The organism is Tenacibaculum caenipelagi (assembly GCF_004363005.1).
Classification (GTDB): domain Bacteria; phylum Bacteroidota; class Bacteroidia; order Flavobacteriales; family Flavobacteriaceae; genus Polaribacter; species Polaribacter caenipelagi.
On the sequence record NZ_SNYH01000006.1, the window covers coordinates 165,352 to 186,845 of the forward strand.

21 protein-coding genes and 1 tRNA gene are annotated in these 21,494 nt (G+C 32.5%); 10 read left to right on the forward strand and 12 right to left on the reverse strand.

Annotation, left to right across the window (positions count from 1 at the left end; all coding sequences use genetic code 11):
* Nucleotide 1 precedes the first annotated feature (1 nt).
* The 5 genes from DFQ07_RS13720 to DFQ07_RS13740 all read left to right on the forward strand — a co-directional run bounded on the left by DFQ07_RS13720 (nucleotide 2) and on the right by DFQ07_RS13740 (nucleotide 4,609).
* Nucleotides 2–742, forward strand: a complete 741-nt coding sequence (locus DFQ07_RS13720) for a cell division protein FtsQ/DivIB (RefSeq protein ID WP_133537825.1) — start codon at nucleotides 2–4, stop codon at nucleotides 740–742.
* A complete protein-coding gene (gene ftsA, locus DFQ07_RS13725; protein ID WP_133537826.1) occupies nucleotides 729–2,066 on the forward strand; it encodes a cell division protein FtsA in 1,338 nt (445 codons plus the stop codon). Before DFQ07_RS13720 ends, ftsA begins: the two co-directional genes overlap by 14 nt.
* Before the next feature lie 81 nt (nucleotides 2,067–2,147).
* On the forward strand, nucleotides 2,148–4,007 hold the full coding sequence (gene ftsZ / locus DFQ07_RS13730; protein ID WP_133537827.1) for a cell division protein FtsZ: 1,860 nt from the start codon (nucleotides 2,148–2,150) through the stop codon (nucleotides 4,005–4,007).
* 70 nt (nucleotides 4,008–4,077) lie between these two features.
* Entirely contained in the window at nucleotides 4,078–4,524 is a 447-nt protein-coding gene (locus DFQ07_RS13735; RefSeq protein ID WP_133537828.1) for a GatB/YqeY domain-containing protein, read from the forward strand.
* Between the two features lie 11 nt (nucleotides 4,525–4,535).
* Nucleotides 4,536–4,609, forward strand: a tRNA-Arg gene (locus DFQ07_RS13740).
* Nucleotides 4,610–4,792: 183 nt separating this feature from the next.
* On the opposite strand, the gene DFQ07_RS13745 is transcribed toward DFQ07_RS13740, so the two are convergent.
* The 5 genes from DFQ07_RS13745 to DFQ07_RS13765 all read right to left on the reverse strand — a co-directional run bounded on the left by DFQ07_RS13745 (nucleotide 4,793) and on the right by DFQ07_RS13765 (nucleotide 11,462).
* Nucleotides 4,793–4,981 (reverse strand): YgaP family membrane protein, encoded by a 189-nt coding sequence (locus DFQ07_RS13745; protein WP_133537829.1) that lies wholly within the window; start codon nucleotides 4,979–4,981, stop codon nucleotides 4,793–4,795.
* 1 nt (nucleotide 4,982) lies between these two features.
* Entirely contained in the window at nucleotides 4,983–8,189 is a 3,207-nt protein-coding gene (locus tag DFQ07_RS13750; RefSeq protein WP_133537830.1) for an efflux RND transporter permease subunit, read from the reverse strand.
* A gap of 86 nt (nucleotides 8,190–8,275) precedes the next feature.
* Nucleotides 8,276–9,349 (reverse strand): efflux RND transporter periplasmic adaptor subunit, encoded by a 1,074-nt coding sequence (locus DFQ07_RS13755; protein ID WP_133537831.1) that lies wholly within the window; start codon nucleotides 9,347–9,349, stop codon nucleotides 8,276–8,278.
* A 7-nt stretch (nucleotides 9,350–9,356) separates the two neighbouring features.
* The gene (locus DFQ07_RS13760) at nucleotides 9,357–10,670 is read right to left on the reverse strand and encodes a TolC family protein (RefSeq protein ID WP_133537832.1); all 1,314 of its coding nucleotides are present in this window, start codon (nucleotides 10,668–10,670) and stop codon (nucleotides 9,357–9,359) included.
* A gap of 159 nt (nucleotides 10,671–10,829) precedes the next feature.
* Nucleotides 10,830–11,462, reverse strand: coding sequence for a Crp/Fnr family transcriptional regulator (locus DFQ07_RS13765; protein ID WP_133537833.1), 633 nt, complete (start codon nucleotides 11,460–11,462; stop codon nucleotides 10,830–10,832).
* A gap of 141 nt (nucleotides 11,463–11,603) precedes the next feature.
* On the opposite strand from DFQ07_RS13765, the gene DFQ07_RS13770 reads away from it, so the two are divergent.
* Together DFQ07_RS13770 and DFQ07_RS15690 are read left to right on the forward strand one after the other, a co-directional pair.
* Nucleotides 11,604–12,023 carry a CBS domain-containing protein gene (locus DFQ07_RS13770; protein ID WP_133537834.1) on the forward strand — a complete coding sequence of 140 codons (420 nt, stop codon included), beginning with the start codon at nucleotides 11,604–11,606 and terminating at the stop codon, nucleotides 12,021–12,023.
* A 134-nt stretch (nucleotides 12,024–12,157) separates the two neighbouring features.
* Nucleotides 12,158–12,310 (forward strand): hypothetical protein, encoded by a 153-nt coding sequence (locus tag DFQ07_RS15690; protein WP_166627799.1) that lies wholly within the window; start codon nucleotides 12,158–12,160, stop codon nucleotides 12,308–12,310.
* A gap of 97 nt (nucleotides 12,311–12,407) precedes the next feature.
* On the opposite strand, the gene rpe is transcribed toward DFQ07_RS15690, so the two are convergent.
* Together rpe and DFQ07_RS13780 are read right to left on the reverse strand one after the other, a co-directional pair.
* Entirely contained in the window at nucleotides 12,408–13,064 is a 657-nt protein-coding gene (gene rpe, locus DFQ07_RS13775; RefSeq protein ID WP_133537835.1) for a ribulose-phosphate 3-epimerase, read from the reverse strand.
* Nucleotides 13,065–13,271: 207 nt separating this feature from the next.
* Nucleotides 13,272–14,135, reverse strand: coding sequence for a sigma-70 family RNA polymerase sigma factor (locus DFQ07_RS13780; RefSeq protein ID WP_028891227.1), 864 nt, complete (start codon nucleotides 14,133–14,135; stop codon nucleotides 13,272–13,274).
* A 217-nt stretch (nucleotides 14,136–14,352) separates the two neighbouring features.
* Here DFQ07_RS13780 and DFQ07_RS13785 point away from each other — a divergent pair, with 217 nt between their 5' ends.
* The 3 genes from DFQ07_RS13785 to DFQ07_RS13795 are packed head-to-tail and all read left to right on the forward strand — an operon-like array spanning nucleotide 14,353 to nucleotide 15,964.
* Nucleotides 14,353–14,922, forward strand: a complete 570-nt coding sequence (locus tag DFQ07_RS13785) for an RNA polymerase sigma factor (protein WP_133537836.1) — start codon at nucleotides 14,353–14,355, stop codon at nucleotides 14,920–14,922.
* Nucleotides 14,923–14,927: 5 nt separating this feature from the next.
* Nucleotides 14,928–15,122, forward strand: a complete 195-nt coding sequence (locus tag DFQ07_RS13790) for a hypothetical protein (RefSeq protein WP_133537837.1) — start codon at nucleotides 14,928–14,930, stop codon at nucleotides 15,120–15,122.
* 23 nt (nucleotides 15,123–15,145) lie between these two features.
* Nucleotides 15,146–15,964: a mechanosensitive ion channel family protein gene (locus DFQ07_RS13795; protein ID WP_133537838.1), complete on the forward strand. Its 819-nt coding sequence runs from the start codon at nucleotides 15,146–15,148 to the stop codon at nucleotides 15,962–15,964.
* A gap of 287 nt (nucleotides 15,965–16,251) precedes the next feature.
* On the opposite strand, the gene porT is transcribed toward DFQ07_RS13795, so the two are convergent.
* From porT to DFQ07_RS13820, 5 genes are all read right to left on the reverse strand, one after another.
* On the reverse strand, nucleotides 16,252–16,950 hold the full coding sequence (gene porT, locus DFQ07_RS13800; RefSeq protein ID WP_133537839.1) for a type IX secretion/gliding motility protein PorT/SprT: 699 nt from the start codon (nucleotides 16,948–16,950) through the stop codon (nucleotides 16,252–16,254).
* A gap of 1 nt (nucleotide 16,951) precedes the next feature.
* The gene (gene ubiE, locus DFQ07_RS13805) at nucleotides 16,952–17,680 is read right to left on the reverse strand and encodes a bifunctional demethylmenaquinone methyltransferase/2-methoxy-6-polyprenyl-1,4-benzoquinol methylase UbiE (RefSeq protein WP_133537840.1); all 729 of its coding nucleotides are present in this window, start codon (nucleotides 17,678–17,680) and stop codon (nucleotides 16,952–16,954) included.
* Between the two features lie 25 nt (nucleotides 17,681–17,705).
* Complete coding sequence (locus DFQ07_RS13810) at nucleotides 17,706–18,599, reverse strand: NifU family protein (protein WP_133537841.1); 894 nt, start codon at nucleotides 18,597–18,599, stop codon at nucleotides 17,706–17,708.
* 99 nt (nucleotides 18,600–18,698) lie between these two features.
* Complete coding sequence (locus DFQ07_RS13815) at nucleotides 18,699–20,093, reverse strand: OmpP1/FadL family transporter (RefSeq protein ID WP_133537842.1); 1,395 nt, start codon at nucleotides 20,091–20,093, stop codon at nucleotides 18,699–18,701.
* A gap of 53 nt (nucleotides 20,094–20,146) precedes the next feature.
* A complete protein-coding gene (locus DFQ07_RS13820) occupies nucleotides 20,147–21,421 on the reverse strand; it encodes a hypothetical protein (RefSeq protein ID WP_133537843.1) in 1,275 nt (424 codons plus the stop codon).
* Nucleotides 21,422–21,494: the final 73 nt, after the last annotated feature.

A 21,494-nucleotide genomic window follows, 5' to 3' on the forward strand; every position in this document is an offset into this window, starting at 1 on the left:
TATGAAAAAAGTAGTGACATATCTTTCTTTTTTCGTGTTGTTGATGTTTTTAGCGTTTTTGTATGGGTTTACAACTAATAGAAATGGTGTAAAGAAAGTAAAAAACACGGTAGTTGAGTTTGAAGCTGGAGATAATAACTTTTTGACACACAGTATGGTTGATAAAATGTTAATACAAAATAATGAATTTGTTAAAAACCAACCGAAAAGATTGGTAGATTTACACTTTCTAGAGGCTAGTGTTTCGGCGAATCCGTATGTTGAAAAAACAGCTGTGTTTTTAACTGTAGATGGGGTGTTAAAAACAGTGATAAAACAGCGTACGCCGATAGCTCGAATTGTTGATAAAGATAAATCTTTTTATGTTGATAAGTATGGAATAAAAATTCCTTTATCAATAAATTTTTCAGCAAGAGTACCGTTAGTTTCAGGAGTTAAGGGGTCTAAAGAAATCAAAGAATTAACAACGTTAATAAAGGTTATAAATAGTAATAGTTTCTTTGCTAAAGAAATCATTGCTATTCAAAAAGACGTCCAAAACGAATACACTTTTACAGTTCGTAGTGGTGATTATAAAATAATTTTTGGTGAGTTGACAAATGCGTCAGAAAAGTTTAAAAAAATAATAGCATTTTATAACAAAGCATTTAAAGACAAAACCATAAATGATTACAAAACGATAAATGTAAAATACCACAACCAAGTTGTGTGCACAAAAAAAAATCAAGATGGAAAACAATAAAATAGCTGTTGGTTTAGATATTGGTACAACCAAGATTGTTGCCATGATTGGTCGAAAAAACGAATACGGTAAACTAGAAGTTTTAGGTATTGGTAAAGCAAAAAGTTTAGGTGTAAAACGAGGTGTGGTTAATAATATTACGCAAACCATTCAATCTATTCAACAAGCTGTTGAAGAAGCTCAAAGTGTTTCAGGACAGCAAATAGGTGACGTGGTAGTAGGCATTGCAGGACAACATATACGCAGCTTGCATCATAGTGATTATATAACCAGAGAGAAGTCTGAAGAAGTTATTAATGCTAATGATATTGAAAATTTAGTAAGTCAAGTACACAAATTGGTAATGCTACCTGGAGAAGAAATAATTCATGTATTACCACAAGAATTTAAAGTTGACAGTCAACCTGATATTAAAGAGCCTATAGGAATGTATGGAGGTCGATTAGAAGCCAACTTTCATGTAGTTGTAGGACAGGTGTCTTCTATTAGAAATATTGGAAGATGTATAAAAAGTGCAGGTTTAAGTTTATCTGATATTACTTTAGAACCTTTGGCATCAGCATCAGCAGTATTAAGTCAGGAAGAAAAGGAAGCTGGAGTAGCTTTGATTGATATAGGTGGTGGTACAACAGATTTGGCCATTTTTAAAGATGGTATTATTCGTCATACGGCAGTAATCCCTTTTGGAGGAAATGTGATAACAGAAGATATCAAGGAAGGGTGTTCAATCATTGAAAAACAAGCCGAATTATTAAAAATTAAGTTTGGTTCTGCATGGCCAGGAGAAAATAAAGATACCGAAATAGTTTCTATTCCTGGATTAAGAGGTAGAGAGCCAAAAGAAATTACTCTTAAAAACTTGTCAAAAATAATACATGCTAGGGTTCAAGAAATTATTGAGCACGTGTATTTAGAAATCAAAAATTACGGACACGAAACTCAGAAAGGAAAATTAATTGCAGGTATAGTATTAACAGGTGGTGGAGCTCAACTAAAACATTTACGTCAGTTAGTAGAATATATTACAGGAATGGACGTTCGTATTGGATATCCAAATGAGCACCTTGCAGGAGATTCAGATGAAGCACTATCAAGTCCTGCTTTTGCAACTGCTGTAGGATTGTTAATGGAAGGTTTGCAAAAACAAGGACAAACAGATGATATTTGTATTGAAGAAGAAAAACCAGTAGTTAATACTACTGTTGAAGAAGAAGAGATTTTTGAAGAAATCCCAGAAGAAAAGGAACAACAAGCGAAAAAATCTAAATCAATCTTTGATAAGTTTACAGAACGATTCAAAGAATTTTTAGATAACGCAGAGTAATTATATATAAAACTACTCCGAATTAATCCCCTAAGAAGGAGTGTAAAATTGAATAAGAATTAATAAAAAAGAAAAGTTATTATGAGCGCAGAATTTGATAACATTTCATTCGACATGCCAAAAACACAATCGAATGCCATTAAAGTAATTGGTGTTGGTGGGGGAGGAAGCAACGCAGTAAACCACATGTATAGTAAACAAATTCACGGAGTAGATTTCGTAATTTGTAACACGGATGCACAAGCATTAGAAAATAGCCCGATTCCTAATAAAGTTCAATTAGGAGCACACTTAACATCCGGGTTAGGAGCAGGTGCAAATCCTGAAGTAGGAGCTCAAGCAGCGGCCGAAAGTATTCAAGAAATTCAACAAATGTTGAGTACACATACCAAAATGGTGTTTATCACTGCGGGTATGGGAGGTGGTACCGGTACAGGTGCTGCTCCAATCATTGCAAAAATTGCAAAAGATATGGATATTTTAACGGTAGGTATCGTTACAATGCCATTTCAGTTTGAAGGAAGAATGCGCTCAAAACAAGCTCAAAAAGGAATTGATGAGTTACGTAAAAATGTAGACTCATTAATCGTAATCAATAATAATAAACTGCGCGAAGTTTATGGTAACTTAGGGTTTAAAGCAGGATTTTCTAAAGCTGATGAAGTATTAGCTACTGCAGCTAAAGGTATAGCAGAAGTAATAACACATCACTACAAGCAAAATATAGATTTACACGATGCTAAAACGGTTTTATCTAATAGTGGAACTGCAATTATGGGTTCAGCGAAAGAAACTGGAGCAAATCGTGCTAAGAATGCTATTGTTAAAGCATTAGATTCTCCGTTGCTAAATGATAATAAGATTACAGGAGCTAAAAATGTATTGTTATTAATTGTTTCAGGGGGCAATGAGGTTACCTTAGATGAGATTGGAGAAATTAATGATTATATTCAAGATGAAGCAGGGTATGATGCCAATATTATTATGGGTATTGGTGAAGATGAAGCATTAGAAGATGGAATTGCTGTAACAGTAGTGGCTACAGGTTTTGCGGCAGATCAACAAGGTAACATAACAAATACAGAGGTAAAAAAAATTGTTCATACCTTAGAAGATGAACAAAAGGCAACATATAATTTTGGAGATCAAAAAATACAAGCGTCACCAAGTATAAATGAACCTTTATCATCGCAACCTAAAGATAAAATTGTTCATGTTTTAGAAGAAGAAGTAGTTGAAAAAAAAATAAATTTAATTCCTACAACTGAAGCTATAAAAAACATAAATGTTGTGTATGATGAAATTGCTATTGAGACTATTTCAGAAGACGATTTTATTATAACCAATATAACTGAACCTAAAGTAGAAGAAGAAATAAAACAACAGTCTACTCAACAAGATTTGTTGTTTGATTTACCATTAAATTCTTACGAAGAAATTAAACCCTCTTCTCATTTAGTAGAAACTACTAATGAGATTAAAAATATAGAGGTAAGCGCACAAGAGATTAAATTTCATAAAGTTGAAAAGCGTTACATATTAGACGATTTTAATGTACAGCCTACTATAGGTAAAAGCTCTACACCAACAATAAAAGAAGAAGTAGAAGAAGAGTTGCGTTTTGAGGTAAAATCTAAAACAAAAGAAGAGATTAACAATATTGAAACATCGAGTGAAGAAGTTTCTCCTTTGAGTTTAACAATTTCTGAATTGCAACAAAGAGCGCAAGAAAGAAGAGATAAAATGAAAGGGTTTAACTATAAATTCAACGATCAAGTAAGTAAAAATATCGATGATATTGAGCGTCAACCTGCCTATAAAAGGTTAGGAGTTGATATTGAATTAGGTTCAGATATTAGTAAGTCAGATACGGCATTAAATACAGATAACAACGATTTATTACGTTCAAATAACTCGTTTTTACACGATAATGTAGATTAATAAAAGAATAACACTTATTTTTAAAATCCCGATAACTCGGGATTTTTTTTTAATATAAAAAACGATAACTATGGGTTTGCAAAAACAAGTAATGGATAAAATGAAAGAAGCTATGAAGTCTAAAGACACAGTAGCTTTAACAGCATTAAGAGCATTAAAATCGGCTTTTATGTTGGCAAATACAGAGGCTGGCGCAGGTGAATTATCTGAAGCGGAGGAATTAAAAATTGTTCAAAAGCAAGTAAAACAACGTAAAGACAGTGCTGCTGTTTTTGCTGAGCAAGGACGTAATGATTTGGCGGAACCAGAATTAGCAGAAGCTGCTGTTTTAGAACAATTTTTACCTGAAGCTTTGACTGAGGAGGAAATTGGAAATATTGTGGAGAAAACTATTGCAGATGTTGGTGCAGAAGGGATGAAAGATATGGGAAAAGTAATGGGAATTGTATCTAAACAATTAGCAGGACAAGCAGATGGGAAAACAATCTCAGCAATTGTAAAAGCTAAATTAGCTTAAAAAGACTTAAAGACTCAGTAGTTCAACTGGATAGAACATCAGATTTCGGCTCTGAGGGTTGGGGGTTCGAGTCCTCTCTGGGTCACGATAACAAAACAGCAGAAAATATATTTTCTGCTGTTTTTATTTAAGGAAATATTTGGGGAATTAGTTGTTTAATTAAGAGCAATATTACAAAACATAAATAACTGCTTATGTAACTTAAGTTACATAAGCAGTTATAGTTTAATAAGAGTTGTTTTTTGCTGCAAATATTAAATAATACTTTTTAATCTTTTACTTTAAAAACCTTGGTTAAAATATCATCCATCAAACACCATTTGGTTAATGATGATTGTAATAAATTAGCACCTACAAAGGCAGTAAACCATAACCAGTTTATGTTTACTTTGATTGCTAGGATTAAACTGATAAGTATAAAAGTTCCTGCAATACCACGTACAATTTTATTTTTCATTTTATTTATAATTTTTACGTTCAATTAAATAATATACCAATGGCACTACCAATAAGGTAAGTGCAGTAGCTGTAATAGTTCCTCCCATCAAAGAGATAGCCAATCCTTGAAAAATAGGGTCAAATAAGATTACAAATGCTCCAATAACTACAGTACCTGCGGTTAATAGTATAGGAGTAGTACGTACAGCGCCTGCTTCAATAACAGCTTGTTTTAACGGAATACCTTCTGCCAAACGTAAATTGACAAAATCAATCAATAAGACAGAGTTTCGTACCATAATTCCTGCGAGAGCAATCATTCCAATAAATGAAGTTGCAGTAAAGTAAGCACCCATCATCCAGTGTCCTAAAATAATTCCTACCATTGATAAAGGAATTGCAACCATCATTACAATTGGAGCTTTAAAGTTTTGGAACCATCCTACAATTAACATGTAAATGATAATGATGACTCCTAAAAAGGCAATCCCTAAATCTCTAAAAACTTCTAAGGTAATTTGCCATTCACCATCCCATTTTACTGTGTAATCATCTTCAAAATCGGGTTGTTTTATGTATAGTTCATTTAATTTATATCCCTTCGGAAGTGGAATTTCTTTTAGTTTTTCTTCCATTCCTAAAATAGCATAGGCAGGACTTTCCAATTCTCCAGCCATATCAGCCATCACATAAACTACACGCTTTTGATTCTTTCTATAAATACTTTTTGCACTGTTTTTTTCTTCAACAGTAACCAAATCACTTATAGAAACCATGTTACCATGTTGTGATTTAATTTGTAACTGAGCAATATCTTGAACAGAAGACTTCTCTTTTTCATCTAAAGCAAACACAATTCCTACTTGATTAGAGGCATCTTCATCATACAACGTTGAAACTGCTCTGTTAGACAAAGCCATGTTTAAGGTGTAAGCAATTTGTTGAGGTGCCACACCGTATAACATTGCTTTTTCCTTGTCAATTACAAGCTCATATTCAGTTTGATTGTCCTCTACCATCCAATCAATATCTACTACATCGTTGGTATTGTGTAAGATGTTTTGAACCTCGTTGGCAATTTCAATTTGTTTGTCATAATCTGGTCCGTACACCTCTGCAACAATAGTCGATAATACAGGTGGTCCTGGTGGAACTTCGACTAATTTTACATTTGCTTTGAACTTTTTAGCTATGTTTTGAATATCTGCACGCATCAATTTAGCAATATCATGACTTTGTATACTTCTATCTTTTTTGTCAACTAAGTTTACTTGAATATCTGCCATATTGCTACCTCCACGTAAGTCGTAATGACGAACTAATCCATTAAAGGTAATTGGTGCAGAAGTACCCACATAACTTTGGTAGTTTATTACTTCTGGTCGTGTAGCTAAATACTGTGCAACTTCTTTGGTCACAGCATCGGTACGTTCCAATGTAGTACCTTCAGGCATATCGATCACTACCTGAAATTCGTTTTTATTATCAAAAGGCAACATTTTTACAGCTACCGATTTGGTAAAGAATAACGACATCGAACCTAGCAATAAAACAATCGTGATTCCTAAGAATGTCCAACGTTTGGTTTTATTTTCAATAAGTGGGCGCTCGAATCGCTCATACAATTTATAGATAAGCGTGCTTTGCATTGCTTTGGTTTCATCTTCTTCTACCTTTTCCTCAGTACCTTGCTTGTCTTTTTCGCGTAAGAAAATATATCCTAAATAAGGAGTAATCGTTAACGCAACAAACAGAGATAAAATCATAGCGATAGAAGCTCCAATTGGCATCGGACTCATATAAGGTCCCATTAATCCAGAAACAAATGCCATTGGTAATACCGAAGCAATTACGGTAAAGGTTGCCAATATAGTAGGGTTACCTACTTCGTTAATAGCATATAAGGCAGCTTGCTTAAACGGTAATCGTTTCATTTTAAAATGCCTGTGCATATTTTCGGCAATAATAATGGAATCATCTACCACAATACCTGTTACGAATACTAAAGCAAATAAGGTGATTCTGTTTAAGGTATAATCTAACATGTAGTAACTTAACAAGGTAAGCGCAAATGTGATAGGAACCGATAAGAATACAACCAATCCACCACGCCAACCCATGGCTAACATTACTACTAATGTTACTGCGATAATTGCACCGATTAAGTGTAATAGTAATTCTGATACTTTTTGAGAGGCTGTTTCACCGTAGTTACGGGTAACTTCAACATGTACATTATCTGGAATTAAGTTGGTACGTAAATGATTAACCTTAGCTAAAATAACATCGGCAATTTGCATGGCGTCAGCCCCTTTTCGTTTTGCTACTGAAATAGTTACTGCTGGATATTCTGATTGATACGTTGAAGCATTACTACTTGCTTGTCCGTACCCAAAACTTACATAGTTTTTAGGAATTTCTGGACCGTCTAGTACGTTCGCAACTTGTTTTAAATAAATCGGTTGATTTTGTTGTACGCCAACCACTAAGTTTTTTACATCTTCTGCCGATTGTAAAAATTTTCCTGTAGTCACTAAAAACTCTGTATCATTCTTATCATAACTCCCCGCACTTAGTTGCTGATTGCTGGCTTTCAGCATTTCAGTAACCGATAAAAAGTCTAATCCACTTGCAGCTAGTTTGTCTTTATCTAGTACTACACGCACCTCACGATTTCTACCTCCAATTTTTTGAGTAATCGCTACATCATTTACTTTTTCAATTTCATTGGTAAGTTCTTGTGCTATTTGTTTTAACTGATAATCATCATAGTTTTCACTCCATAATGTCAAACCTAACATTGGTACATCGTCAATCGCCCGAGTTTTTACCAAAGGCATGGTAACACCTTTCGGCATTTGATCCATGTGTTTGTTAATTTCATTGTATAGTTTTACGAACGAACGCTCGATGTCTTCTCCAACATAAAATTGCACAATGACCATTCCTTGTTCTTTCATCGAAGTAGAGTATACGTACTCTATTCCTTTGATGTTCGAAAGTATTTTTTCTAAGGGTTTGATTACTCTCGATTCTACTTCTGTAGGACTCGCTCCTGGATATCCTACAAAAATATCAGCCATAGGCACATCAATCTGTGGTTCTTCTTCTCTCGGAATTAAAAAAGAACTGTACACACCAATTACCATAAACACTACCATTAATAAGATGGTAAGTTTAGAGCCTATAAACCCTTTGGCTATTTTTCCTGCTAAACCTTCTTTCATTTTTATTGTTTTGGGCGTTACCACTTCGTGGTCGGGCTATTCGCGCTACATGGTAGCTTACTTCTATCCCTAACGCAATTTTTTACTTATTGAATTGTAATGTTCGCTCCGTTGTATAGTTTCCCTTCAGAAGAAACAATGTAGCTTTCATCATTAGATAAACCTGATAAAACCTCTACTTGATCTCCAAAAGTTCTTCCTAAGCGTAACCAACGTAGTACAGCGGTATTACTTTGACTTACGGTATAGATTCCAGATAATTGTCCTTTGTGCACTAAAGCTTCTGATAGAATTAAAACCATGTCAGTGCTTTTTTGTGTTTTTTCAATAGGGAATTTTACCGTTGCAAACATTCCTGATAACAAGTTGAAATCCGTTTTATCTAAGTCAATTTTAACTAAGTATTGTCCACCAGTATTTTTTGCTGAGATACTTACTTCTGATACTTTTCCTGTAACTATTTTGTTGATCGATTTTATAGTTACATTAACCGTCGTGTCTTTTTTAATTTGATAAATTTCACTTTCAGGCACTAACGCAGTTACTTCAAATCCGCCTTTTCCTTCTACAGAAATTAAAGGCATCCCAGGATTCGCCATCGCACCTTTATCAATAAACTTGCTTGTTACTACTCCTGAAAATGGAGCTCTGATATTAGTATAAGCAAACTGAGAATTGATTTCATTTCTCATCTGTTTTGCTGCTTCTAAATTCGCTTTGGCAACATTGTAATGCGTTGAGATGTCGTCAAACTCCTTTTGAGAAGCACTGTTCTGTTTAAATAAGTTTTTAAAGCGATTGTAATCTTTTTCAGCACTTGAAAATCCTGCTTTCGCTTTAATAATGTTAGCCTCTACTTGTGCTTTCTTAGCTTGTAAATCGCTGTTATTGATAGATAATAATAATTGACCTTTATTTACTTTATCACCAACTTTTACGTGTATGTTAGTTACATAACCCATCATACGAGTACTTAATTCAGCACTGTTGGTAGCTTCCACTTTTCCGCTTGCGGTTATAAACGGATTGTTATCATTAGCGGTTACTTTAGTAACTTTTACAGCTACTGTTGGTTTGTTGTTATTGTTTGTTGTTTCTTTTTTACCACAACTTATTGCTAAGAGTGATGCGGCAAGAGCGATTGTATATATAGTCTTCATTTGTTGATTATTCTTTAGTTAAAAAATCTAAATAAGCTTTAGTATAGTTGTATTGATATATGGTTTGGTAATATTCTAATTGTTTTTGAGCGTATTGCGTTTCAGCGGTTAATAAATCGGATGTTTTTTCTAATCCTTCTTTAAACCTGTTTTTTCTAATTCGTAAGGCTTCTTCCGATTGTTGTAAAGCCAATTCGGTTAGTTTTAACTGTTCCTCAGCATCAGTTAACAATCGTTTGGTATTGTTTAATTCTAATTGACTTTTAGATTTGTACTGCTCGTATTCTAATCTTGATTTTTCATACTGAGCTTTACTTTTTTGCGCTTTTCCGTAGCGTTTAGAACCTTTGAAAATATCCCAAGTTAATTGTGCTCCAACTACATATCCACTAGCATCTGCATTGAAAATTTTATCATCGTATAATTCGTAACTACCAAAAGCATTTAAGCGTGGAAGAAAATCCATTTTATCTGCTTTGTGCATTTTTTGATAAGCCTCAGAAGCTAATTCCATTGCTTTAATATCTGAACGATTTTCTGAAATCGTAATATCTGCTAACTGATTGGTTAGGTTTACTTGTAAGCTATCTGAGGGTTCATAAATGTTGTTTTGCTCTTCATTCATTAAAAAAGACAAGTAGTTAGAAGCATTTTTTACGTTACTTTTTGCTGTTTGTAACTGGTTTTTTACTTCGGTAACTCGAACTTCAACCGCTAATACGTCTGCACGTTGTAAATACCCTTGCTTAAAGCTATTTTCTGCCATTTGTTGGTTAGCTTCCGCAGCTTTCAAGGCTTTTTCTAATACTGAAACTCCCTTGTGAGCTAATTGCAATTGCATGTATGCTTTTTCTACTTCAAGTAATAAATATTCTTGAGTACGTTGTGTTTGCAAGTTGGTTGCTTCCATTTTAGTTTTAGCAGCCTTACGTTGGTAAATACCATCTAAATTTACTAAAGGTTGCTGTACTTCAATTTTAGTGGCAAAGTTTTGTGTTCGCTTTGGGTTGTTCAATAAATCTGGATTGAAATCAGCTTGCGTTAAAATTTCTTGATTCAATTTGCTACCAAACGCCATTAATGGATTGGAGGTTACAATTCCTGTGTGAGAAGCGGTAATATTTGGTAAGAACAGAGCATTGGTTTGCTTGTAATCGGCATGTGCTTGCTGATAGTTTTGCTCAGAAATTTTTAATGAGATGTTATTTTCCTGAATTCTTTTTAAAACGTCTCTTTTAGAAATTGAAGTTTTAGTTTGAGCTTGGATAGTAGTAGACGTGATAAGTGCTACTATAAATAAACTAAAATATGATGTTTTCATTTTTACTGTTTTACAACGACAAAGTTAGCGGCAAGAAAAACAGTAGTCAGTAACTAATGTTACAATGAAAAAAAGCATCCTAAAAGGATGCCTTAGTGTATGTGAATAATTAAAAAATATATTGATTAGGTTCAGTCGATATAAGAGTTAAGTGTAGAGTTATAGTTCTAACAACTTAATTTGGTTGCGATGTAATTCTATTTTATGTCGTTTTTCTAAAGCTTTTAAAAGTCGAGAAATAACAACCCGAGAGGTATGTAAATCATTTGCAATTTGCTGATGAGTTACAGTTATAATATCGTTATGATTTACCAATGCTTTGTCTTTTAAGTATTTTAATAAACGTTGATCCATATTTAAAAAAGCAATGGTATCAACAGCATCAATAAACTCTTGCAATCTATTATGATAGCTGTGTAAAATAAACTCTTGCCAACTCTTGTATTTACTAAGCCATTCACTCATTTTCTGTTTAGGAATCATTAATAGCCTTACATCGGTTTCGGCAACAGCCTTTATCTTACTTTTGGTTTCTCCCATACAACAAGAAAGTGTCATGGCACAAGTATCACCTTTTTCAATATAATACAAAACTAAATCATCACCTTCTTTATCTTCACGTAAAATTTTTATAGCGCCACTTAGTAGTAAGGGAATAGAAGTAATGTAGCTTCCAATATCAATAATAATATCGTTCGCTTTTATATCTTTAGCAATGGCAACATCAGCTATTTCTTTTAATAATGCTTCTTCAAATAAATAACCGTAGTATTTCTGTAAGTCTTCTATCAAAATCTAATGTTTCTGTAAAAATAACTAAATAATTACAGTTAGGTACTGAAAAAATAGCAGATATAACATGATTTAAATCACTTATTTATCAGTATTTATTGATGAAATTTGAAGAGGATAATAACACAAAACTATATAAAGATGAAAAAAAGAACTCCCGTTTCAGTAATAATGACAAAAGAAGTAATTACGTTAAGTAGTACTGATGATTTAATGACAGCTGAGAAATTGTTTAAAAAAGAACGTATAAGACATATTCCTGTAGTAAGTGGAAATGAGATAAAAGGAATGTTAAGTTATACCGATTTATTACGAATAAGTTTTGCTGATGCTATTGATGAAAATGAAACAGATGTTGATACTGTGGTATATAATATGTTTACAATTGATCAAGTAATGGCAAAAAACTTAGTAACTGTAAGTTCAACAACTACGATAAAGGAAGTAGCAGAAATCTTAGCAAAAAAAGAGTTTCATGCATTACCAGTAGTTGATGGTAATGAGTTGGTAGGTATTGTAACTACTACCGATTTAATTAACTATTTGCTAGAGCAATTTTAATATTTTAGTTAAAATCAGGGCATTAGATTTATTTTTTTAAAAAAAGTAAGGAAAAGACGTACTTTTATTATGGTTTTTTATGGGTTGAATTATTTTTTACAAAATATTTTTAAGGAAACTCAAAATATTTAATTATGTTAAAAAATATCTCAAACTTAGGTTCAATTTTAAATAAATCAGAACAGAAATCTATTCAAGGAGGGTGGACTTATGTTATGTGTACAAATTGTAATCCACTTCCTCCTGGTTATATTTGTATGAATAAACCTTATTGTGGAGGTGTTTAAAACTCACTTTTAGAGTTTAGAGAAAAAACTGAATCACAAGTATAATTAATCATTGGCGTATATAGAGATGAAAAGCTCTAAATACGCCAGTGGTTTCTTAATTTATAATGTTTTTCAAATTTAAAATGGTATCCGTTGGATTATCACTTTTAAAAACAAAGCTTCCAGCTACCAATACATCTGCGCCAACTTCAATAAGTTTATTAGCGTTTTGATCGGTCACTCCACCATCAATTTCAATTAAAGTAGATGCTTCACTAAATTCAATCAAGTTTCTTAATTGTTGAATTTTTTTGTAGGTGTTCTCAATGAATGATTGCCCACCAAATCCAGGATTCACACTCATAATACAGACTACATCTAAGTCTTTGATGATATCTTCTAAAACTGCAATTGGCGTATGTGGGTTTAAAGCTACTCCAGCTTTCATTCCTGCAGCTTTAATTGCTTGAATCGTTCTGTGTAGGTGAGTACAAGCTTCGTAATGTACCGTTAAAATATCAGCTCCTAAATCGGCAAAAGTTTGAATATAGCGATCAGGATCTACAATCATTAAGTGTACATCAATAGTTTTATTAGCATGTTTTGTGATTGATTTTAAAACAGGCATTCCAAACGAAATGTTTGGTACAAAAACGCCATCCATAATATCAATATGGAACCAATCAGCTTTACTGTTATTAACCATTTCAACATCACGTTGTAGGTTGCCAAAATCAGCCGCTAAAATTGATGGGGCTACAAGTTTTTCCATTAATTAAATGTTGTTGTGTTGTTATTAAATGCAAATATAAGTCATTACGGGGAAGTATAACGAAGTAATCTTTTTGTTGATTACTAGATTGTTTCCTACAAAACAGCTATATCATCCAAAAAAAGAAAGCTCTCTAAACTGAGAGCTTTCCATTCATTAATCAAAAAACGAATAGTTATGATAACTATTTGTTATTGTTAGTATTGTTTAACCTAAGTAGGTCATTAATATTTTACTACGAGATGTATGTTTTAATCTTCTAATTGCTTTTTCTTTGATTTGACGAACACGCTCACGTGTTAAATCAAAAGTTTCACCAATTTCTTCTAAAGTCATTGGTTGATGTTCTCCTAAACCAAAGTATAATTTAACTACGTCAGCCTCACGAGGTGTTAAGGTTTCTAAAGCACGATTAATTTCAATACGTAATGATTCGTGTAATAAAGTTTTATCAGGGTTTGGCGACTCACCTGAGTTTAATACATCATATAAATTAGAATCTTCACCTTCAATTAACGGAGCATCCATTGATACGTGACGACCTGAGTTTTTCATTGACTCTTTAACATCATTTACCGTCATATCTAACTTCTTGGCAATTTCTTCAGCACTTGGTGGGCGCTCGTTTTCTTGCTCTAAGAAAGCATACATTTTATTGATTTTGTTGATAGAACCAATTTTATTTAACGGTAAACGTACAATACGAGATTGCTCTGCTAATGCTTGTAAAATAGATTGACGAATCCACCATACTGCATAGGAAATAAATTTAAAACCACGAGTTTCATCAAAACGTTTTGCCGCTTTGATTAATCCTAAATTCCCTTCGTTAATTAAATCAGGAAGTGTTAATCCTTGATTTTGATATTGTTTAGCAACCGATACCACAAAACGTAGGTTAGCCTTGGTTAACTTTTCAAGTGCTCTTTGGTCACCAGCTTTAATTCTCTGCGCTAATTCTACTTCTTCATCAGCCGTAATTAAATCTACTTTTCCTATTTCTTGCAAATATTTATCTAAAGATGCGGTTTCTCTGTTAGTAACCTGTTTTGTAATTTTAAGTTGTCTCATCTACTTCAAGTATGTTTTAATTTTTCAATCAGTCTACATTACCTTATACGTATGAGATGAAGAGAATGTTACATTTTTTTTGGTTTTCTTAGAATATTTCTTATTAATGTTAAAATTTTGTTAAATTGTATTGAAAGAGAGGGAGTTGAGTGACTCCTTTATTGTGTTAAGTGTCTAAACAGTATTATATCTAAAAGAAAACTAACTGTACTGCCCATTGGAGAGTATTGATGTAACAAAGTTAAACGACGAAGATTTGGTTCGTAAAATAGTAGAGAAAAATGATACTCATTTATTTGCTGTTTTATACGACCGTTATGCTAGTGTGGTTTACAACAAATGCTACGGTTTTTCAAAAAACAAAGAAGAGGCACAAGATTTAACGCATGATATTTTTATCCACTTATTTATTAAATTAAGAACATTTAAAGGAAGGTCAAAGTTTTCTACATGGTTGTATTCTTTTACATATAATTTCTGTGTAAACTATGTGCAAAGGGATAAAGAAAAGAAAAAAGAGAAGGTAACAGTAGTAACAGATGAAATAAAAGAAGAAAGTAGTATTGATGCTATTAATGACGCTACGCTTTTTGAGTTAAAATCAGACAAACTGGTAAAAGCACTCGAAATGATTTCTCCTGTTGAGAAAATGATTTTATTAATGAAATATCAAGATGATATGAGTGTAAAAGATATTTCTGAAGGATTAGAATTAGGTGAAAGTGCAGTAAAAATGCGCTTGAAAAGAGCAAAAGAAAAAGTGATAAAAGCGTATAACGAATTGTAATAATTATGGAAAATCCATTTAAAAAAATATTACATAACGAAGAATTGCCAGAAGTGCTTAAAAACAAGGTGCTTAATGATGTGGCTATGATAAAATTATCAATAGATGTGGCTGACTTATTTGTGGTAAAATACCCTAATACTATAGCTGATTTATTAAATGGCGGAATATCAAAAGCAGATAAAAAAGATAAAGAATAAACAAACCTAATTACCATAAAATTATGATTACTTTACAAATAGACATCTTAACTCCCTTTAAAAATATTTTTCAAGATATTGTAAACTCTCTACCAACTGTTGTTGGTTTTATTGGTTTTGTAATTATTTCTTGGATTATTATAAAAGTATTTTTATTCCTAGTCAGAAAAGCATTGGCAAAAACCAAAGTTGATGAATGGTCAAAAAAGCTTAGAAAAACAGAGATATTTGGTAATAGTACTATAAATATTGTACTTACCAATGTGATTTTAGCTGTGTTAAAATGGTTTTTAATTTTTGTTTTTGTAATGGTTGGTGCCGAAATGTTCGGATTGAATGTGGTTTCTGAGGGGATAAAAAGTTTCTTTGCTTACTTGCCAAAATTGCTAACAGCTTTAGGAATATTTGTAGCTGGTGCTTATTTGGGAACTGTGGTAAAAAAAGCAATTCAAACAATGTTTAAATCTATAGAAATTTCGGGAGGTAATTTGGTTGGAAGTATTGCTTTTTATTTAATAGTGGTGTTTTTGTCAATTACTGCTTTAGATCAAGCAGGAGTAGATACTTCAATCATTAAAAGTAATTTAACCCTGCTAATAGGTTCTATTTTACTAGCTTTTACAGTAGCTTTTGGATTGGGGTCTAAAGATGTGGTTACTAGGTTGTTATTTGGGTATTATTCAAGGAGAAATATAGAAATAGGAGAGAAAATTGTCGTTGATAATATTGAAGGTGTAGTTGTTGCAATTGATAATATTTGCATAACAATAAATACGATTGAAGGAAAAGTAATTTTGCCAATTAAAGATTTAGTAGACAGTAAAATAGTTGTAAAAAAATAAAAAGAAATTAACATTTTTTTATATCTTTGGAGGGTAGAAAAACAATGTTTTTTTAACAGTGCGATAGATTTCGGGGGACTTCTATCTAACGATAAAGAGTAATCTTTATGAAAAATTAGACCGCTTATAGCGGTCTTTTTTTGTTTTTTAGAAGTTGTGACCTTAAGAAATAGGATGTGTCTAAATGAATAAGAAAGGTAGATTTTTGGGGATTTCTATCGGGCTTAATAAATCAAAAAAGACTTCCTTTTTAAAGGAAGTCTTTCGTTTTTTAATATGGTGCTTTTTTACTCAAAAGCTAAGTGTAAAAATATGCCTCTAGTACCTAAGAAATCAATAGGGTCTGTCCATTGACTAGGTGTCTTATTATCGTATTTTACTTCATTGTTAATAGCAAATACACCTCTTATAGACGGAGAAAATTTAAAATAACTCAAATAAAAATCAACTCCAATACCTACTTCGTACATAAAGTTACTAGTCGTAGTTCTAAATTCTCCTGCAAAATTATCATCGCTATTTCGTTCGTTACTAGAGAAGTTATGATCGTAAGAAAAACCACCTAAAACATAAGGACGCATATTGTTAAGTCTATTTGTGCTAAGTTTAAGTATTAAAGGTAGGTGTAAATAGGTTGCCCCAACCTCACGGGTTTTTACATTTTCTGCATCATTAATGTGTTTAAAATGTAGTGTTTTAGTGTTGGACATCAATCCTGGTTCAAAACGAAGATTAATATTATTGTGTAATCTTAAATCAGCAATTAATCCAACATTAAATCCAATTGATGATTCTACTTCAATCTCTGCATTGTTATAATCACTTGGTTTATAGGAAACTTTGTATCCGTTATTGTTGACACCTAAATAGAAACCATAATGAAAAAGAGGTTTATCAAAGCTAGGAAGTTTTAATAATTTTTCTTTTTGCGCTTGTAAAGAAAGTGACGCTACGAAAATTCCGAAAAGTAAAAGCCTTTTTAACATACTATTTTAAAGCGGTATAAATTGATGCAACACCAAAGGTTACAGGTATATTCTTTGCATTCTTAAACCCATTTTTTTGCAAAATATTGTTGAAAGCCTCTCCAAAAGGAAAAGAATTTGCACTTTCTGATAAATAAGAATAGGCAACCTTATCTTTTGAAAAGAGTTTACCAATAATAGGTAATATAAGATTAGTGTATAATTTATAACCTTGTTTAAACGGAAATTTGGTAGGATTAGAAGTTTCTAATACGACAAACTTGCCACCTGGTTTTAATACACGAAGTATTTCTGTTAATCCTTTGTCAAGGTTTTCAAAATTACGAACTCCAAAAGAAACCGTAATAGCATCAAAAGTATTATCAGGAAACGGAATGTTTTCACTATCCCCAACAATCATCTTTATTTTATCAGATAAATTTGCTTTGGATATCTTTTGTCTTCCTACATGCAACATTCCTTCAGAAATGTCTAAACCAACAATTTTTTCTGGATTTAATTGCGACATCATCAAAGCTAAATCACCTGTACCAGTAGCAATATCTAAAATTTGTTTCGGATTGTTTTCACCAACAAGTTTCACTACTTTTTTACGCCAGCTAACGTCAATTCCTAAAGAAATAACACGGTTTAATCCGTCATAATCTTCAGAAATATTATCGAACATTTTAGCAACTTGTTCTTTTTTTCCTAATTCAGAATCTTTGTATGGTTTGATGTTTTCAGACATGTGATTTGTATAGTTAGCGATGAAATTATCCGTTGATAGCGACTACTTCATTAATTTGATTTGGTAACATTTCTTTTAACATGGTTTCAATACCATTTTTTAATGTTACTGTTGATGAAGGACATCCGCTACAAGCTCCTTGTAAAATTACACTTACACGTTTGCTCTCAGCATCGTAAGATTGAAATGCAATGTTTCCTCCATCTGAAGCTACAGCCGGTTTGATGTATTCATCTAAAATATCAACAATCTTAGCTTCAGTATCGGTTAAATTTTCTTTCGGAATTTCAACGTTTTGTTTGGTTTGTTGTTTAGGTAATTCAGTAATGATATTTTTACCATCTTGGATATAACTGCGAATAAAAGTACGTACTTCTTGGTACACTTCGTTCCATTCAATCATATCATATTTTGTAATTGAAATGTAATTTTCAGAAATAAAAACTTCCTTTACAAAAGGAAAACTGAACAATGCTTGAGCTAGAGGAGAAGACTTGCTAGCCTCTTCAATGTTTGTGTACTCAACATCAGTTTGCGTTAATGCTTTATTGGTTCCAAACTTCATTACTGCTGGGTTCGGAGTTACTTCAGCATACACTTCAACAGCATCTTTTTTAGTAGTTTCCTCTTTTACTACAGAATCTCCACTCTGTATGTACGCTTCAATTTGTTCGCGTACTTCCTCTTCAACATCACTCCATTGTACGATGTCATAACGTTGAATGGCAATAAAGTTAGCAGTTACCAAAACTTTTTTTACAAAAGGAAGGTAAAAAAGTTGTTGAGCTAATGGTGAATTTTTCGCTTCGTCAATATTGTTGTATTCATAACTTCCACCATTAACTAAAATTTTGTTACTAACAAATTTTAAAATGGTTTCGTTATTGGTTTCTTGTATGTTTATTTTTATAGAATTCATAAGGTATAAATGAAGAGCAAAATTACGGTAAAAAACTGAGATATGGATATATAAAAAATCCTGCATAAAGCAGGACTTTTGTAGTATGTTTTTCTCAAATTATAAACTGAACGATATAGTTCCTGAAATTCGAGAGGTGTTGTTAGTCAACTCTATAGGATTAACATCAACATTAGGTGAATTATATATGTTATAAGGACTATTGTTTTCTGAATTTGTATATGATAAATCAAATTTTATATTTCCAAAGTTGTATCCAAGTCCTAGAGAAAATCCTGAAATATGGTCTTCATCCAACGCATTTTTATAAGGGTTTTCTTCAAAGTGATATCCTCCACGAATACTCATTTTATCAAAACGCCATTCAGTACCTATATTCAAGGAATGAGTTCCTTCAAAATCATTTTTAAAATTTTGATTGATGTCAGAAAAATAGGAGTCGCTTTGGTCATATTTTGTGCCACTATAGTTTTTATAAGTATAATCTGCACTAATCAATCCTTGTTTTCCAAATACAAATGCTGCACTAGCTGTTAGCTTACTAGGGGTTCTTAATTTATATACAAAAGAATTAAATTCTTCACCACTATTAACGTCAGTATTTTGATTGGTAGCAGAAATCTCAGTATACCCAAGCCAATCATCATATCTAGGGTCATTTGGGTCAAAAACATTTAAGTTGCTATCTTCAAAAATTTCTGGATACCAAGTTGGTGTTTCATAAGCTAAACCAAATCGAAAACTTTGATTTACTTTATAAATGAAACCAGCACTTAGAGAAACTCCACTTCCTTCAAAATAGCTATCTTGTATATTTAAAGCAGTAAGAGTATTGCCATTATTGTCTTCATTAACCTCTCTTAATCTTGTTATCTGCCCAAAAGTAAAATTGTGAAATTTTATACTAGCTCCAGCATATAGTTTGTTCTGATGTACGGCAGAAAACCCCATTTCAAAAACACTACTTTCTCCGTAGGTAGAATTGTTAAAACGTTGTTCTTGACCATTGTTGAATTGATTATTGGTGTCATCAGGATGTTCATTAAACAACGCTTGTCCACTATTACCTTGCGAAGAAAATACTCCTTCAAAGTCACTTTTTAATCTATAGTTGAAGGTAAGAGCAAAACGAGTCCAGTCGGTATTATAAGTAGATTCAAAAGATAAAATACCACCAGCTTGAGTAATGTTAAAGAAATCATCTTCAGTATTTGTGGTATTTCCGTAATATCTTGCTGAATACTCTGTATTTCTATTTCCTAAAGTAACTCCAAAAGTACTTTTGAGAGCAACAGCACTACCAGCAGGGTTAATACCAAAAGAAGAAATATCTCCTCCTAAAGCACCAAATGCTCCACTCATTGCTTCAAAACGGGCTGTTCCATAATTATCATCTTTTGAGAATAAAATTCCTAAATCATTATAACCTAATGATTGAGAAAAGGCTGTATAAGTACTCGCGACTATCATCGCAAAAGTTAAAATTCTTTTCATTTCTTTTTTCTTAATTAGTTTATCTTACTATAAAGTGAAAATTTTAAATAAAATTATTTTCTACTACTTCGTGAATTATTACTTCTATTATTTGAAGAGTTTTCCTTTGAACTTCTGGATGGAGTTGAATAACTACGAGAAGAGCTTCTAGTGGGAGTTGAGTAGCTTTTAGAGCTTTTAGAGCGATTATTACGAGGAACATACTCTTTTTTACTACGGTTGTTAGATCTAGGATAACTACGTGAATTTCTAGTAGGAGTATCTTTCTTAGTAGACCTGTATGAACGTTGACTTCTGTTTGTGTAATCTCTTGAAGTTCTCGTTGAAGAGTTATTGGTAGCCTCTGTGTTATTTGAGCTTCTATAGTTTCTTATAGAATATCCTCTTGAACTTCTAGAAGAACGAGGTACGCTTCTAATATTTCTAGTTGAGCGAGTTCCATTAGAGTTATAGCTTCTGGTTCTGGTAGAACGATCTATACTTCTGTTGTTAGATCTATTGCCTCTGGTGTTATAGCCTTTTGCATTTCTGATAGAACGAGTACTTCGAGTGTTGCGGTATGTTTTGTCGTTATTTCTTCTATATACGTCTGAAGAACGTCTTGATGTAGTAGTTCCTCTACGTCCAGTTGTATACCCTCTTCTTGAAGTTGCTGTTCTATATGATCTGTATGGGTTAGCGCTTCTGTATGGTCGTTTGTAGTAATAGTGATTATGATAATAATAAGGACTATGGTAGTTGTAATACCCTCCATAATAAGGATAATAACCGCCTACGCCAACATAAAATCCAGTATTCCAATGGTAAGGATGCCAATAAGAATTATATCCCCAGTAATTATAATATCGAGTCCTCCACCAAGGACGATAGTAGTTGTAACCATAATATGAGTCCCAATACCAATCGTTGTAGTAACCCCATCTAGGGTAAGTATTTATGTTGATAACAACATCAGAAGTAGCACTTTCTCCCCAGGGTTCATTATAGTTGTAAGTAATTTGAGTTTCAGGTTCTTCTTCATAAATAATATCTTCTTCATTATAATCAGCATTTTCTGATTTGTAGTTTTCAATATCAGTAAAAATATCAGTTCCGCTAAGAATTCCCAATCTTTCTACTTCTTTGGTAAAGTAATTTTCTTGATATTCGTCATATTCACGGTCATCGGTAACGATTACTCTATGTTGAGGTTGTTCTATTTCATCGGCATAAATACCATCATTATTGCCTGTAGTAGTTTGTGTAGATCCACAAGAAACAAATGTTGCTATCATTAAAAATGATAGAAAATAAAATGAGATTTTAGCAATGGCGTAATGAGACTTCATGACCTTATGTTTTTAGTTAAAGCAAGTTATTTTTTTACGAGCTGCAAAAATTAATTTCTTTGTTGGGCTTGTT